Origin of the sequence: Aeromonas sp. S13(2024), assembly GCF_041402405.1 — a bacterium.
In the GTDB taxonomy this organism is placed as follows: domain Bacteria; phylum Pseudomonadota; class Gammaproteobacteria; order Enterobacterales; family Aeromonadaceae; genus Aeromonas; species Aeromonas veronii.
On record NZ_JBGLRA010000008.1, the window covers coordinates 117,029 to 133,001 of the forward strand.

Consider the following 15,973-nt stretch of genomic DNA (forward strand, 5'->3'; position numbering starts at 1 on the left):
ACACCACATTGTAGCTGTACTAGGGGAGGTGCCTATGTTGAATAAAGATCTAGAAAAGACGCTGAACGAGGCTTTCAAACTGGCCCGTGACGAGCGCCACGAATTCATGACCGTCGAGCACCTGTTGTTAGCCCTTCTGGATAACAGTTCAGCCCATGAGGCGCTGAGCTCTTGTGGTGCCGATGTTGAGCAGATGCGCAAGGAGATCCGCGCATTCATCACCCAAACTACTCCGCTCATACCGCGCGATGATGAAGATCGTGAAACCCAGCCGACACTGGGCTTCCAGCGTGTGTTGCAGCGTGCCGTCTTCCATGTGCAATCCTCCGGCAATACCGAAGTCAGCGGCGCCAACGTGCTGGTCGCTATCTTCAGTGAGCAGGAGTCACAAGCTGCCTATTTCCTGAAAAAAGCCGAGATCAGCCGTCTCGACGTCGTCAATTTCCTCTCCCACGGGGTTCGCAAGGACAGCAAGCCTGATCTCGGCAGCAATAACAATCCCGAGTCTGATGATGATGTCTCGGCCGCCCAGATCGAGAGTTTTGCCACCAACCTGAACCAGCTGGTGCTGGAAGGGCGCATCGATCCGCTTATTGGCCGTGATCAGGAGCTCAATCGTACCATTCAGGTGCTCTGCCGTCGTCGCAAGAACAACCCGCTGCTGGTGGGTGAAGCGGGTGTGGGCAAAACCGCTATTGCAGAAGGCTTGGCCTATCGCATCGTCAAGGGGGATGTCCCCGAGGTGATTGCGGGCAGTACCATCTATTCACTGGATATGGGTTCTCTGCTGGCGGGCACCAAATACCGTGGGGATTTCGAGAAGCGCCTCAAAGTACTGCTCAAGCAAATTGAGCGTCAGGAAGGAGCCATCCTCTTTATCGACGAGATCCATACCATCATTGGTGCCGGTGCTGCTTCCGGTGGTCAGCTGGATGCGGCCAACCTGATCAAGCCACTGCTCTCAAATGGTTTGCTCCGCTGTGTGGGATCCACCACTTATCAGGAGTACGCCCAGATCTTCGAGAAAGACCGTGCGTTGGCCCGTCGCTTCCAGAAGATCGATATTGTCGAGCCAACTATCGATGACACCACTCGCATCCTGATGGGGCTCAAGAGTCGCTACGAAGCCCACCACGGCGTACGCTATACCGCCAAGGCGATCCGTGCAGCTGCCGAGCTCTCTGCCAAGTACATCAATGATCGTCACCTACCCGACAAGGCGATCGATGTGATCGACGAGGCGGGTGCCGGTCAACGGTTGCTGCCGGCGAGCAAGCGCAAGAAAGTGATCAATGTGCAGGAAATTGAGTCCATTGTGGCCAAGATCGCCCGCATTCCGGAAAAATCAGTCTCCTCTTCAGATAAAGAGGTACTGAAGAACTTGGAGCGCAATCTGAAGATGGTGGTCTTTGGTCAGGATAAAGCCATCGAGGTGCTGACCGATGCGATTCGCCTCTCTCGTTCAGGTTTGGGTAACGAGCGTCGCCCGGTTGGTTGCTTCCTCTTTGCCGGTCCTACCGGTGTCGGTAAAACAGAGGTGACCCAGCAGTTGGGCAAGGCGCTGGGTGTCGAGATGCTGCGCTTTGATATGTCCGAGTACATGGAGCGTCACACCGTCTCACGTCTGATTGGTGCGCCTCCCGGCTATGTCGGTTTTGAGCAGGGTGGTTTGCTGACCGATGCGGTGATCAAGCATCCTCATTCCGTTGTGTTGCTCGACGAAATTGAGAAAGCTCACCCGGACGTATTTAATCTGCTGCTGCAGGTGATGGACAACGGCACCTTGACCGATAACAACGGACGCAAGGCGGATTTCCGTAACGTCATTTTGGTGATGACTACCAACGCCGGTGTGCAGGAGACCCAACGCAAATCGATTGGCTTCCAGCAACAGGATTTGAGCCACGATGCCATGGCGGTGATCAACAAGACCTTCAGTCCGGAGTTTCGTAACCGGCTTGATCACACCATCTGGTTCAACCATCTCGATATGACGGTGATCCATCAGGTGGTCGACAAGTTCATTGTCGAATTGCAGGTTCAACTGGATGCGAAGGGAGTTTCTCTCGAGGTGTCCGAGCGTGCCCGCCACTGGTTGGCAGAGAAGGGATATGACAGAGCCATGGGGGCCAGACCGATGGGTCGGGTAATCCAGGAGCACCTCAAGAAACCCCTGGCCAACGAGATCCTGTTCGGTTCACTGGTTGACGGGGGAATTGTGAAGGTTGAGTTGGTAAATGACAGCCTCAGCTTTGATTTTCAGGTCAATGTTGAAGCTGTTTCCCACTAAGCGTCAGTGATCAGAAAACGACAAAAAACCCCAACCGAAAGGTTGGGGTTTTTTGCTGAATTCCTGGCTTAGCGAGAGCGGAAAACAATACGTCCCTTGGAGAGATCGTAGGGAGTCAGTGCTACCGTTACTTTGTCTCCAGTCAGGATACGAATGTAGTTTTTGCGCATCTTGCCTGAAATATGAGCGATAACCACGTGACCATTCTCCAGTTCCACACGGAACATGGTATTGGGCAGGGTTTCGAGAATAGTGCCCTGCATCTCAATACTGTCTTCTTTAGCCATTGAATCCTCTTGATAAGCCACAACAAAAAACCGCTGGATCATGCCGGATTTAAGGCTATGTGTAAAGTTTACTCGGGCTTGGTGTCGATATTTTTCCATTCCCCCTGAATTAACAGCTCGTGAGGAAGATAATTGCGTTTGTAATTCATCTTGCGACACGCCTCTACCAGATAGCCAAGATAGAGCCAGCTTCGTCCGGTTCGCCTGGCCAGATCGAGCTGGCAGAGGATGGCAAAGGTGCCCAGGGAGCGATCGGCATAATCGGGGTCGAAGAAGGTGTACATGGCGCTCAAGGAGTGGGGTAGCAGGTCTGTGGTGGCCACGCCGATAAGACGGCCCTCCTTGCGCATCTCCAGATAGAGTGGCGGCATCCAGTCACAATGGAGAAAACCGCGATACTGGCTGCGGTTGGGGGGATACATGCTGCCATCGGGGTGGCGTTCGCGGATATAACGTTCGTAGAGCAGGTAATACTCGGGTTTGTCATCATAGCTCAGGACGATCTCGATATCCCTGTTGAGCTGGCGGATCCGCTTCTGGCCGCGGCTGGGACGAAAGCGGTCGCTGTGAATACGAAGGGATTGGCAGGCATGGCACGCCGGGCAGTGGGGGCGATAGATGTCGTTGCCACTGCGGCGAAAACCGGCAGTCAACAATCGCTCGTAACCGTTGGCGTTGAGCAGATTGTGATCCATCAGCACCAGCAACTGCTCCTGTTCATGGTCCAGATAACTGCAGGGATGCTTGGGAGTCAGCCCTACTTTAAGGATCACTTCTTCAGTCATAGGCTGATCTCCCCCTCTTGCCAGCAGGAAGCCAACAGTGGTTGATGGCCAAGGCGCGCCAGCTCGGCCAGAAAACGGGCCCTTGGCCACTCCTCGATACCCAGGGTCGCCAGAAACGGGTTCTGCATCTGGCAATCGATGAGAGCGCCGCGATGGCGGGCGAAGTGGCGACAGAGTGCCACCATGGCAAGTTTGGCGCCGTTATCAATCCGGCTGAACATGGATTCACCGCAAAACAGTCGGCCGATAGATAGGCCATACAGCCCCGCTTGCAGCTCTCCCTCCTGCCAGATCTCGATAGAGTGGGCATGACCCAGCCGGTGCAACTGCTGGTAGGCCTCGATCATGGGTTGGCTGATCCAGGTGCCATCGGCAGTGCGACGAGGGGCGGCGCAGGCGGTAATGACTTCATTAAAGGCGCGATTGACGGAAATATCGAATGGGGTACGGCGGATAATCTTCTGCAGTGTCCGTCCCACATGGAGTTGGTCTGGGCGGATCACTCCGCGGGGATCCGGTGACCACCACAGGGTCGGCTGGTGGGGTTCATTCCACGGGAAGATCCCCTTGTGATAAGCTGCCAGCAATCTGGCAGGGGAGAGATCCCCGCCGATCGCCAGCAAGCCGTTGGGCTCTTCCAGCGCATGGCTGGGGTCGGGAAACCAGCAAAGCTCATCATCCAGTTGGGTAAGATAGCGAGACATAAGGCAACGAGGTTTATAGATGAAGGCCATTATCCTGATAGTATCCAGCTTGCTCTGCTTTGTCACGGCGCCTGCCGGGGCGGAGGTCTACCAGCGCAATACCGCGCGGCCCGTCAATCAGGTGGTGTTTGGTCAGGTCGAAACGGTGCGCAATATTACCCAGCGCCAGATCCTGGAGTCCGAGCACTCTGGCTGGAAGACGCTGGGTGGTGCCGTGTTGGGCGGTCTGCTGGGCAACCAGTTTGGCGGCGGTCATGGTCGTGAGATCGCCACCGCCGTCGGGGCGCTGGCGGGAGCTGCAGCTGCGCAACAATACCAGTCCGGGGGAACCGTGGTGGAAAACAAGTTGGTGGAGCTGCTGATCCGCAACGAGCAAAATGCCCTTATCAACGTGATCCAGGATTATGATCCCGCCATGGTCTTTGCCAATGGAGACAAGGTGCGCATTCTCTACTTCGATGATGGGGTGCGGGTCGACAAGACTTACTGACTTTCGATAGTCATGGTGATGGGGAGACTGTGGCAGGAAAGGAACCCGCAGACTCTCCTGTCGGAAAGTCTGTCGGGCGGTAATACACGGGACTGATGCCCTGAGGATTCAGATAGTTATCTCTTGAGAGACTATCTTGTCGCGACCGGTGTTCTTTGCCTGATAGAGCAGCCGATCCGCTACGCTCAGCGCCTCGTCCATGGATATCCGCCCGACGCTGATCACGCCGTAACTGGCGCGAACAAAGAGCGGGGTTTCCGGTGACAAAGGTTGCTGGCGCAGCTGCTGACGCAGCCCTTCAAGACGCTTGATCAACACGGGGACGGTACAGTGAGGCACCATCATGGCAAACTCCTCTCCGCCAAAGCGGGCGATCATGGCATCGGGGAAGAACTGGGTCAGTAGCCGGGTCAGATGGCAGAGCAGTTGATCGCCGATGGCATGGCCCCAGTGATCGTTGACCTGCTTGAAGTGATCCACATCGAGCACACAGAGTGCAAGAGGCGTCTGCAGGCGCTGATGCTCTTCAAACCATTTTTGCCCTTCGTTGAACCAGTAGCGCCGGTTGTAGAGACCGGTCAGGTAATCACGATTGGCTGACTCCTGAATGCTGTTGAACTGCTCGAGCGCTTCCAGATTGTGGCTGACCCGACACTGCAGTTCTTCCGGCTCGAACGGCTGGTTGAGAAAGTCGTTGGCGCCCTGCTTGAGGTAGCGAGCAGAGAGACCGCGCTTGTCCGAGACCGAGATCCCGATAATCGCGAGCTGCTGCTTGCTGTATCGCTCTCTCAGCATCCGCACCAGACTGATGCCATCGATATCCGGCATATAGTAGTCGACCAGTGCCAGCCGGATGTCCGGGTGTTGCTCCAGCATCGCCATCGCTTCACGGGCATGACTGGCCTCATGCACCTGCAACAACTGCTTGCGCAACTGGGCCATGGTGCGGTGACGGGAGGTGCGTGAGTCGTCGACTACTAGCACTTCGATCGACTGGTTGAGATAGAGGCGGTGCACCAGACTGACGGCATATTGCAGCGAGTGGCGCGAATCCTTCATCACATAGTCCAGCACGCCGGTTTCCAGCCAGGCGGCACGTTTATCCTCGCTGATGTCGGCAGTGAGGATCACCACCGGCAAACCTCGAGCCAGCAGCTCGTTGACCGCTTCGCCACGGGGCGCATCCGGCAAGGTCAGGTCCACCAGCGCGACCACATACTCCTCGCCCCGGCAGTGACGGGCACCTTCGAGGGTATCAAAGGCGTCAATCTCGAGGCCTGTCTGCTGGGCAATGGCCTGAGTCAGCATACGGCGGATGGTCAGGCTATCTTCGACAATCAATATCTTCTGTTTCATTAGACTCCTTTAAATAAAAAAGGCATACCGACTGGTATGCCTTATATCACATCTGCGCTTGTTTATTGCGCGTCGAGGTAGCGTTCGGCATCGAGGGCTGCCATGCAGCCGGTACCAGCAGAGGTGATCGCCTGACGGTAGTTGTGGTCGGCCACATCGCCGGCAGCGAAGACACCTTCAATGCTGGTCTGGGTGGCAAAACCGTCGAGGCCGCCACGTACCTTCAGATAGCCGTTTTGCATCTCCAGCTGGCCATCGAAGATCTGGGTATTGGGCTGGTGGCCGATGGCGATGAAGACGCCCATCAGCGGCAGCTCGCTGGTGCTGTTGTCCTGAGTGTTGCGCAGGCGCACACCGGTGACCCCCATCTGATCCCCCAGCACTTCGTCCAGAGTCTGGTGGGTGTGCAGCACGATATTGCCGCTCGCGACCTTGTCGTGCAGACGCTTGATCAGGATCTTCTCGGCACGGAATTCGTCGCGGCGGTGGATCAGGTGCACCTTCTTGGCGATGTTGGCCAGATACAAGGCTTCTTCAACAGCGGTGTTGCCGCCGCCGATCACCGCCACTTCCTGATTGCGGTAGAAGAAACCGTCACAGGTGGCACAGGCGGAGACGCCGCGACCCTTGAAGGCCTCTTCGGAGGGCAGACCCAGATACTTGGCGGAGGCGCCGGTCGCGATGATCAGGGCATCGCAGGTGTACTCGCCGTTGTCGCCCTTGAGACGGAACGGGCGCTGAGTCAGTTCGACACTGTTGATGTGATCAAACAGGATGCGGGTATCGAACTTCTCTGCATGCTCTTTCATGCGCTCCATCAGGGCAGGGCCGGTCAGCCCTTCCGGATCACCTGGCCAGTTTTCCACTTCGGTGGTGGTGGTCAGCTGACCCCCTTGCTGCATGCCGGTGATGAGCAGGGGATTGAGGTTGGCGCGGGCGGCGTAGACGGCCGCGGTGTAACCGGCCGGGCCTGACCCTAAGATCAGCAATTTGCTGTGCGTGACTTGGCTCATGATGTCATTTCCGGGATGTGATGAGTTTGCGCGATTGTAGGTAATTCGTGATTCGGGGTCAAAGGCTGGTGAGTCGATTGCACTAATCGTGTTCACAAGGGGTGACATGCAAAATAAAGGAATAAAAAAACCGCCCATCGCGGGCGGATTTTCACTCATCTCCAACTGGCGCAGGCCAGCGCAGATCAGTTCAGCAGGGTCAGGGGATCCGTGTAGGCAAGGCCATGTGCCACGGCCACTTCCTTGCAGGTGAGCTTGCCCTCCATCACGTTGAGCCCGTGCAGCAGGTTGGGATCGTTCAGCAGTGCCTGACGATATCCTTGCTGGGCCAGCTTGATGATAAAGGGGAGGGTGGCATTGTTGAGCGCCACGGTCGAGGTGCGGGCCACCGCCCCCGGCATGTTGGCGACACAGTAGTGCACCACCTCATCGACGATATAGGTCGGATCCTGATGGGTGGTGGCGTGGGAGGTTTCCACACAGCCGCCCTGATCGATGGCCACATCGACGATGGCAGAACCCGGCTTCATGCGCGCAATGTGGTCACGGCGGACAAGTTTTGGCGCAGTGGCACCCGGCACCAGTACGCCGCCGATGACCAGATCGGCCGCCAGCAGATGTCGCTCCAGCGTCTCGCTGTTGGAGTAAACCACCTTGGCTGCTCCCTGGAACTCGTTATCAAGACGACGCAAGGTATCGATGTTGTTGTCGAGGATGGTGACATCCGCGCGCAGGCCAATGGCCATGCGGGCTGCATTGGAGCCGACCACGCCGCCGCCGATGATCACCACCTTGGCCGGTTCGACACCGGGTACGCCGCCGAGCAGCACACCGCTACCACCGCGCGATTTTTCCAGCGCTTGGGCACCCGCCTGAATAGACATGCGTCCGGCCACTTCCGACATGGGGGCCAGCAGGGGCAGGCCGCCACGGCCGTCGGTGACGGTTTCATAGGCGATACAGATGGCGCCGCTTTTAAGCAGGGCTTCGGTCTGGGGCAAGTCTGGCGCCAGATGCAGATAGGTGAACAGGGTCTGACCCGGACGCAGCATGGCACATTCGACAGGCTGAGGTTCCTTGACCTTGACGATCATCTCGGCTTTGGCGAAAACCTCTGCTGCAGAGGCCAAAATTTCGGCTCCAACAGCGATATAATCTGCATCGCTGAAGCCAATGCCGTTTCCGGCACCGCTTTGGACGAAAACAGTATGGTTTCGTGCTGTCAGTTCACGTACACTGGCCGGAACCATGCCTACGCGGTATTCATGGTTTTTTATCTCTTTAGGTACACCGATAATCATGCTATCCCTCGTCTATAGATTGGTGTTTCATGTTGCCAAAATGTTAACCAACATTTGCGCCTAGTATATTCAGGTATTGACAGGATTTGTGACCATAATTATAAAATGACTGGTGATTCTTACCAAAAAATAGCCAAAGGATGGAATAAAATGATGGAAGCTAAGAGTCGGCTAAAGGATTTGGACAGGATTGACCGCAACATTCTTAATGAACTGCAAAAGGATGGCAGGATTTCGAATGTTGAGTTGTCCAAGCGAGTTGGCCTGAGTCCTACACCGTGTCTGGAACGGGTTCGTCGCCTCGAGCGACAAGGTTATATCGAAGGATATGCCGCTATTCTGAACCCTCATTATCTGGACGCATCTCTGCTGGTGTTTGTAGAGATAACCCTCAATCGCGGGGCGCCTGATGTGTTTGAACAGTTCAACAAGGCTGTTCAGGTGCTCGAAGAGATCCAGGAGTGTCATCTGGTTTCCGGTGACTTCGACTATCTGCTCAAGACCCGAGTCAGCGACATGTCGGCTTACCGCCGTCTGTTGGGGGAAACCCTGCTGCGTCTGCCCGGTGTCAATGACACCCGCACCTATGTGGTGATGGAAGAGGTCAAGCAGAGCAGTCGTCTGGTGATCAGCACCCGATAAAGCAGGTTATGCCGTGGTATCTTCTCCATATGAGACACCATGACAGTCAGAAACGAGCGGCCAGTCCGCTCGTTTCTTCTTGTAAAGATAATTGCAAATATGGCCCCGTCCCATCAGGCTCTGGCTGACAATCGATGGGCTTTTCGGGGATACTAGGCCCCCTTATTTCCTGCATTACATGTTTTCAGAAAGGAGCCGGAGTTTGGCCGATAAAAAGCTGTTTACTCCTTTATCAGGTATACAACGGATCTTCGAAGCCGTCTTGATCGCCATCACCCTGATGGCTGCTTATCTTCTGCTTGCCCTGTTGTCCTATCACCCCGCTGATCCCGGCTGGTCCCAGACCTCATGGCAAGGGGAGGTGAAGAACCTCGCCGGTAGTGCCGGTGCCTGGCTCGCCGATATCACCATGTTTACCTTTGGTGCCTTCTCCTATCTGGTGCCGCCGCTGGTGGTACTGCTGGGCTGGAGTCTGTTCTGGCGTCCGAGCCGTCTGCTCGATGTGGATTACCTCACCCTGGGGGTGCGGATCATCGGCTTTATCCTGACCGTGCTCGGCATGTCGGCCATTGCCAGCATGAACTTCAACGATATGCAAAACTTCTCCGCCGGTGGTCTGGTGGGGGATGTGATCGCTTCTGCAGTGGTGCCGCTGTTTGGCGGCGTCGGGGCCAACCTGATGCTGCTCTGCTTCGTGGCAACCGGCATCACCCTGTTTACCGGTTGGTCCTGGCTCACTATTGTCGAGCAGATCGGTGCGGCCTGTACCGGTTCGGTCAGCGCTGTTTACCACTTCCCGACCACCCTCGGCCGCTGGCTGACCGGTGGCTGGCGTCAACCCCGCAACGAGGGGCCGGATCCCTTGCTGGAAGGCGGGGTAGGGGCCATCGCGTTTGATGACGAGGAAGATGAGCCACACACCAGCTGGACGCGCAAGCCCAAGGCCAAGAACCAGAAGGCTGCCGCCGAAGAGTGGCTGCCGGAACTCGACGACGATACCTTCGAGTTCGACCCACAGTTTGATGATGAAGAGGACGAGCCGACTCCTGTTGCCAAGCCGAAACGTGCGGTGGCGGCCGCCAATGGTCGCCGTCAGCCGGTACTGGCTGTGGCCGATGACGATGATGAGGACGATCTGGATCTGCCCTGGGCCGAAGGGGACGACGAGGTCGCCGCGCCGGTAGCCGTCGCACCGACCAAGCCCAAGCGTCGTCCACAATCTACGCTGCCGCCGTTACCGAGTATCGAGCTGCTGGACAGACCGCCAGCCAAGACCCAGATGATGAGCAAGGATGAGCTGGATCGCATGGGCCGTCTGGTGGAGGCCAAGCTTGCCGACTACAACGTGCAGGCCAAGGTGGTCGGTGTCTATCCGGGCCCGGTCATTACCCGTTTCGAGCTGGATCTGGCGCCGGGCATGAAGGCGAGCAAGATCACCAACCTCTCGCGCGATCTGGCACGCTCCTTGTCTGCCAGCAGCGTGCGGGTGGTGGAAGTGATTCCGGGTAAAACCTATGTGGGGATCGAGCTGCCCAACCGGGTGCGCCAGACCGTTTACCTGCGCGAAACCCTCGACTGCGATGCCTTCCGCGATAGCCGCAACCCGCTCACCATGGGCCTGGGTCAGGACATCGCCGGCGAGCCGGTGGTGGTGAACCTGGCCAAGATGCCGCACCTGCTGGTGGCCGGTACCACAGGTTCCGGTAAGTCAGTGGGGGTCAACACCATGATCATCTCGATGCTCTACAAGTCATCCCCCGATGACCTGCGCTTCATCATGATCGACCCCAAGATGCTGGAACTCTCGGTCTACGAAGGGATCCCGCATCTGCTGACCGAGGTGGTGACCGACATGAAGGATGCCGCCAACGCCCTGCGCTGGTGTGTGGGCGAGATGGAGCGCCGTTACAAGCTGATGTCGGCAGTCGGGGTGCGCAACCTCAAGGGCTACAACGACAAGGTACTGGCTGCCATCGAGGAGGGGGAACCCCTGCTGGATCCGTTGTGGCGTCCGGGTGACTCCATGGATCAGATGCCGCCGGAGCTGGAGAAACTGCCCCACATCGTGGTGGTGGTGGACGAATTTGCCGACATGATGATGATCGTCGGCAAGAAGGTGGAAGAGCTGATCGCCCGTATCGCCCAGAAGGCGCGGGCCGCCGGTATTCACCTTATTCTGGCGACCCAGCGTCCGTCGGTGGATGTGATTACCGGTCTTATCAAGGCCAACATCCCGACCCGGATTTCGTTCCAGGTGTCGAGCAAGATCGACTCCCGTACCATCATCGATCAGGGCGGCGCCGAATCCCTGCTCGGTATGGGCGACATGCTCTACATGCCGGCTGGCACCTCCAACCCGACCCGGGTACACGGTGCGTTCGTCGATGATCACGAAGTGCACAAGGTGGTGGCAGACTGGAAACTGCGCGGCGAGCCGAACTACATCGAGGAGATCCTCTCCGGTGAGTCGGGTGGCGAAGGTGGCAGCGGCGAATATGGCGGTGGTGGCGACGAAGAGCTGGACCCCCTGTTCGACGAAGCGGTCGCTTTCGTGGTGGAGTCCCGCCGTGGCTCGACCTCCAGTGTCCAGCGCAAGTTCAAGATTGGTTACAACCGGGCAGCCCGTCTCATCGAGCAGATGGAGAATCAGGGCATCGTCAGCTCACCGGGTGGTAATGGTCAGCGCGACGTGCTGGCACCGCCGCCGGTGCGGGACTAAGCCTCACCGTTTCTTACTATCCCTGGCCATGCCCTCCGCGGGCGTGGCCTTTTATCGAGAGCGTCTTTATGAAGAGCGTGATGAAAAAACAACTGTTGATGGGTACCGTGCTGCTGATGGCCAGCAGCCAGGTGTGGGCCGATGCGGCCAGCGATCTCAAACAGAAGCTGGCGGGTGTCAGCCTCTTCTCCGCCAAATTTGCCCAGACCGTCTATGACAGCAAGGGCAAGGAGCTGCAAAAGGCCAGCGGCGATCTGCTGGTGCAGCGGCCAAACCGTTTCAACTGGCACACCACCTCGCCGGACGAGAGCCTGATCGTTGCCGATGGTCAGGATGTCTGGGTCTATGATCCCTTCGTCGAGCAGGTGACCGCCCTCAAGCTGAAAGATGCGGTACTCAACACCCCCTTTATTCTGATTGCTGGCAATGACGACAAGTTCTGGAAGAATTATGACGTGACCCAGCAGGGGGATGTCTACACCGTCACCAGCCGTAACAAGGATGAGCTGATTGCATCCTTCCGTGTCACCTTCGACAGACAAGACAACATCAGTCGTTTCGATGTGAAAGAGGCGCAAGGGCAGTGGAGTGAATTCACCCTGAGCAGCTTCAACCGCAAGCCGGTGCTCAAGGGCAACGAATTTGTTTTCAAGATCCCGAAGGGGGTCGAGCTGGACGACCAGCGCTAATGAGCAAGCGGTCGTTGGATTGCTCGCCACTGCGCCAGTCAAAGGCGAGTGGCGTGACGTTGGGTGGTCAATACAGATGAGCAACTTGTCGCTGGATTTCTCATCGGACTTTCGTCCGCTGGCGGCCCGGATGCGGCCGCAAAACCTCGACCAGTATATCGGTCAGCAACATATCCTGGGGGCTGACAAGCCCCTGCGCAAAGCGATCCTGGCGGGTCACTGTCACTCGATGATCCTGTGGGGGCCGCCCGGTACCGGCAAGACCACGCTGGCGGAGTTGATGGCTCACTACTGCCAGGCGGAAGTGGAGCGACTCTCTGCGGTCACCTCCGGTATCAAGGAGATCCGCGCCGCCATCGACAAGGCGAAGGAGAACAGCTGGCGCGGGGTGCGCACCATCCTCTTCGTGGATGAAGTACACCGCTTCAACAAGAGCCAGCAGGATGTGTTTCTGCCCCACATCGAAGATGGCACCATCACCTTCATCGGTGCTACCACCGAGAACCCTTCGTTCGAACTCAACAACGCGCTGCTCTCCAGGGCCCGGGTCTATCTGCTCAAGCGATTGGAGGAGGAGGACATCCTCGCCATGATCGATCAGGCGATGCAGGATCCCCGCGGTCTCAATGATCCGGCCCTTGCCTTTGCCCCCGGCGTCAAGGAGGCACTGGCCAAGGCGGTGGATGGCGACGGGCGCAAGTCCCTCAACTATCTGGAGCTGCTGGCCGACATGGCCGAAACCGACAGCACAGGGGCGCGGGTGATCGACAGTGCCCTGCTCGCTGCCGTGGTGGGGGAGCACGTGGCCCGCTTCGACAAGGGGGGGGATCACTTCTACGACCTCATCTCGGCGGTGCATAAATCCATTCGCGGCTCGGCGCCGGATGCAGCGCTCTACTGGTATGCCCGCATGGTGAGTGCCGGTTGCGATCCCCTCTATATAGCCCGCCGCTTGCTGGCGATTGCCTCGGAAGATGTGGGCAATGCCGATCCGCGCGCCATGCAGGTCGCCCTGTCGGCCTGGGATTGCTTCCATCGGATTGGTCCGGCGGAAGGGGAGCGGGCCATCGCCCAGGCGATCGTCTATCTCGCCTGCGCTCCGAAAAGCAATGCGGTCTATACCGCCTGGAAGGCGGCGCTTCATGATGCCAAAAACCTCCCTGACTTCGAGGTGCCGGTACACCTGCGCAATGCGCCGACCAAACTGATGAGCGATCTGGGCTATGGCGCCGAGTATCGCTACGCCCATGACGAGCCGGGCGCCTATGCTGCGGGCGAGCAGTATTTCCCGCCCGAGCTGGCGGGCAAGCAGTACTACCAGCCCACCGATCGCGGCCTTGAAAAGCAGATTGGCCAGAAGCTCGATTACCTCCATGAACTGGACAGGCAAAGTCCGCAGCAACGGGGCAAATAGCCCCTTTGTTACCTCGCATGGCTGAAAATTGGTCAGGCGTTTGAATATGCAGGACGGTTTGCGTGTCAAAGTCGGTAAAAACGACACAAATAGTCCCTGTTCGGGCGGGGGGGCGGTCTGCTACACTGCCCGTCTGACCCCGCTTGTCTTGGCCTTGCGCCATCTTCTTGATCTCGAAGGCCTGATTGTTGAGGCCCGATTCTGAAGACGATTGGGGTGCGCCAACCGATGTTAACTTCCGGATCTGTTTCCCAGCCCGTCATGACGACTCAGGCCCAGATCCCATTTTAAAAAAGTAGGTAAACCATGCTGGATCCCAAATATCTGCGCAGCGATATCGAAGAGGCTGCCGCTCGTCTGGCGACACGTGGCTACGTTCTGGACGTAGCGGCTGTCAACGCTCTGGAAGAGAAACGCAAGGATCTGCAGTCCCGTACCCAGGAGCTGCAGGCCGAGCGCAACGCCCGCTCCAAATCCATCGGTGAAGCTGCCCGTCGTGGTGAAGATGTTGCCCCGCTCAAGGCCGAAGTGACCAAGATCAACGACGAGCTGGAAACCAGCAAGGTCGAGCTGGATGCCCTGCTGGCCCAGTTGAAAGCCATTGCCGACGCCATCCCCAACCTGCCGAGCGAGACCACGCCGGTGGGCCGTGACGAGAACGACAACGTGGAAGTGCGCCGCTGGGGGACCCCGCGCGAGTTCAGCTTCCCGGTACGCGATCACATCGATCTGGGCGAAGCGGCCAAGGGCGTTGACTTCAAAAACGGCGTCAAACTCTCCGGTACCCGTTTCGTAGTGATGAAGGGTCAGATTGCCCGTCTGCACCGTGCCCTGGCTCAGTTCATGCTGGATCTGCACACCCAGCAGCATGGTTACACCGAGTGCTACGTGCCCTATCTGGTGAACCCGGACAGCCTCTATGGTACCGGCCAGTTGCCGAAATTTGCTCAGGACCTGTTCAATACCGGTATCGAAGGTGAAGGGGAAGAAGAGGGCAAGGTGCGCAAGTTCTCCCTGATCCCGACCTCCGAAGTGCCGCTCACCAACATGGCCCGTGACGAGATCTTTGACGCGCAAGAGCTGCCAATCAAGATGACCGCCCACAGCCCCTGCTTCCGCTCTGAAGCCGGTTCCTACGGTCGTGATACCCGTGGCCTCATCCGTATGCACCAGTTCGACAAGGTTGAAATGGTTCAGCTGGTTCACCCGGAGAAATCTTGGGATGCACTGGAAGAGATGGTCGGTCACGCCGAGAAGGTGCTGCAACTGCTGGAACTGCCGTATCGCGTGATGGCGCTCTCTACCGGTGACATGGGCTTCTGCGCTTCCAAAACCTACGATCTGGAAGTGTGGCTGCCGGCCCAGAACACTTACCGCGAGATCTCCTCTGTCTCCAACTGCACCGACTTCCAGGCGCGCCGCATGCAAGCTCGCGTGCGCATCGATGGCAAGCCGCAACTGCTGCACACCCTGAACGGTTCCGGTCTGGCGGTGGGTCGTACTCTGGTTGCCGTGATGGAGAACTACCAGCAGGAAGATGGTCGCATCGCCATCCCGGCTGCGCTGCAACCCTACATGGGTGGCCTGACCCACATCGGGTAAGTTCACGCCGCTGACCACAACGCCATGGCATTGCCATGGCGTTGTGCATTCTGGCGCCGATCAACCGTTTTAGTGCTGAAAAAATACGGTTTTTCGGCGTCGCTTTGAACAGTTAACACATTTTTATCAAGCAATGCGCAATCGTTTTTGTTAGACTGCGCCGCAATTTCGCAGGACATCTTTTTCTATGGTCTGGATTGATTACGCCATCATCGGCATCGTCGGTTTCTCTGCTCTCATCAGCCTGGTGCGCGGCTTCGTCAAGGAGGCCATGTCTCTTGTCACCTGGTTCGTCGCCTTCTTTATTGCCAGCCATTTCTATCCCGATCTCGCCGTCTATTTCACCTCCTTCTCCGACGCGCTGGTTCGCAACGGTCTGGCCATCGCGGCGCTGTTTGTGGCGACCCTGATCCTCGGCAGCGTGGTCAACTATGTGGTGGGCCTGTTGGTGGACAAGACGGGTCTCTCCGGTACCGATCGGGTGCTGGGGGTCTGCTTCGGTGCAATTCGCGGGGTGCTGATCGTCAGTGCCCTGCTTTTTTTCATGGATACCTTCACCAGCCTCTCCCAGAGCGACTGGTGGGTGGCGTCCAAGCTGGTGCCGGAGTTCAAGCCGGTGATCCAGTGGTTTTTCGGGTTCATGTTGAACTCATCCAGTTTTCTTAAACAGGTATAGTGACT

General features: G+C 57.5%; 15 protein-coding genes. 8 read left to right on the forward strand and 7 right to left on the reverse strand.

Annotated elements, in window-relative coordinates; all coding sequences use genetic code 11:
- Positions 1-34 precede the first annotated feature (34 nt).
- Entirely contained in the window at positions 35-2,290 is a 2,256-nt protein-coding gene (gene clpA / locus ACB042_RS12640; RefSeq protein ID WP_005337110.1) for an ATP-dependent Clp protease ATP-binding subunit ClpA, read from the forward strand.
- A 68-nt stretch (positions 2,291-2,358) separates the two neighbouring features.
- Here the strand turns inward: clpA and infA are convergent, their stop codons facing one another.
- The 3 genes from infA to aat all read right to left on the reverse strand — a co-directional run bounded on the left by infA (position 2,359) and on the right by aat (position 4,066).
- On the reverse strand, positions 2,359-2,577 hold the full coding sequence (gene infA, locus ACB042_RS12645; protein ID WP_005300033.1) for a translation initiation factor IF-1: 219 nt from the start codon (positions 2,575-2,577) through the stop codon (positions 2,359-2,361).
- A 68-nt stretch (positions 2,578-2,645) separates the two neighbouring features.
- Positions 2,646-3,362, reverse strand: a complete 717-nt coding sequence (locus ACB042_RS12650; RefSeq protein ID WP_371178508.1) for an arginyltransferase — start codon at positions 3,360-3,362, stop codon at positions 2,646-2,648.
- Complete coding sequence (gene aat / locus ACB042_RS12655) at positions 3,359-4,066, reverse strand: leucyl/phenylalanyl-tRNA--protein transferase (protein ID WP_019445527.1); 708 nt, start codon at positions 4,064-4,066, stop codon at positions 3,359-3,361. Before aat ends, ACB042_RS12650 begins: the two co-directional genes overlap by 4 nt.
- A gap of 19 nt (positions 4,067-4,085) precedes the next feature.
- On the opposite strand from aat, the gene ACB042_RS12660 reads away from it, so the two are divergent.
- On the forward strand, positions 4,086-4,556 hold the full coding sequence (locus ACB042_RS12660; protein ID WP_005337104.1) for a glycine zipper 2TM domain-containing protein: 471 nt from the start codon (positions 4,086-4,088) through the stop codon (positions 4,554-4,556).
- A 108-nt stretch (positions 4,557-4,664) separates the two neighbouring features.
- On the opposite strand, the gene ACB042_RS12665 is transcribed toward ACB042_RS12660, so the two are convergent.
- From ACB042_RS12665 to ald, 3 genes are all read right to left on the reverse strand, one after another.
- Positions 4,665-5,912, reverse strand: coding sequence for a diguanylate cyclase (locus ACB042_RS12665; protein ID WP_058057438.1), 1,248 nt, complete (start codon positions 5,910-5,912; stop codon positions 4,665-4,667).
- 62 nt (positions 5,913-5,974) lie between these two features.
- Positions 5,975-6,925 carry a thioredoxin-disulfide reductase gene (trxB, locus tag ACB042_RS12670; RefSeq protein ID WP_019445530.1) on the reverse strand — a complete coding sequence of 317 codons (951 nt, stop codon included), beginning with the start codon at positions 6,923-6,925 and terminating at the stop codon, positions 5,975-5,977.
- Positions 6,926-7,110: 185 nt separating this feature from the next.
- Positions 7,111-8,226, reverse strand: coding sequence for an alanine dehydrogenase (gene ald, locus ACB042_RS12675; RefSeq protein ID WP_257687476.1), 1,116 nt, complete (start codon positions 8,224-8,226; stop codon positions 7,111-7,113).
- A 150-nt stretch (positions 8,227-8,376) separates the two neighbouring features.
- On the opposite strand from ald, the gene lrp reads away from it, so the two are divergent.
- From lrp to serS, 5 genes are all read left to right on the forward strand, one after another.
- The gene (gene lrp / locus ACB042_RS12680; RefSeq protein WP_005300047.1) at positions 8,377-8,868 is read left to right on the forward strand and encodes a leucine-responsive transcriptional regulator Lrp; all 492 of its coding nucleotides are present in this window, start codon (positions 8,377-8,379) and stop codon (positions 8,866-8,868) included.
- A 202-nt stretch (positions 8,869-9,070) separates the two neighbouring features.
- Positions 9,071-11,587 carry a DNA translocase FtsK gene (locus ACB042_RS12685; RefSeq protein WP_272955693.1) on the forward strand — a complete coding sequence of 839 codons (2,517 nt, stop codon included), beginning with the start codon at positions 9,071-9,073 and terminating at the stop codon, positions 11,585-11,587.
- 80 nt (positions 11,588-11,667) lie between these two features.
- Entirely contained in the window at positions 11,668-12,276 is a 609-nt protein-coding gene (gene lolA, locus ACB042_RS12690) for an outer membrane lipoprotein chaperone LolA (protein WP_041202312.1), read from the forward strand.
- A gap of 76 nt (positions 12,277-12,352) precedes the next feature.
- Positions 12,353-13,690, forward strand: coding sequence for a replication-associated recombination protein A (locus ACB042_RS12695; protein ID WP_157160616.1), 1,338 nt, complete (start codon positions 12,353-12,355; stop codon positions 13,688-13,690).
- Between the two features lie 306 nt (positions 13,691-13,996).
- Complete coding sequence (serS, locus tag ACB042_RS12700) at positions 13,997-15,292, forward strand: serine--tRNA ligase (protein ID WP_201910252.1); 1,296 nt, start codon at positions 13,997-13,999, stop codon at positions 15,290-15,292.
- A 2-nt stretch (positions 15,293-15,294) separates the two neighbouring features.
- Here serS and ACB042_RS12705 read toward each other — a convergent pair whose 3' ends face one another.
- Positions 15,295-15,471: a hypothetical protein gene (locus ACB042_RS12705; protein ID WP_162504387.1), complete on the reverse strand. Its 177-nt coding sequence runs from the start codon at positions 15,469-15,471 to the stop codon at positions 15,295-15,297.
- An 8-nt stretch (positions 15,472-15,479) separates the two neighbouring features.
- On the opposite strand from ACB042_RS12705, the gene ACB042_RS12710 reads away from it, so the two are divergent.
- Positions 15,480-15,968 (forward strand): CvpA family protein, encoded by a 489-nt coding sequence (locus ACB042_RS12710; RefSeq protein WP_005337086.1) that lies wholly within the window; start codon positions 15,480-15,482, stop codon positions 15,966-15,968.
- Positions 15,969-15,973: the final 5 nt, after the last annotated feature.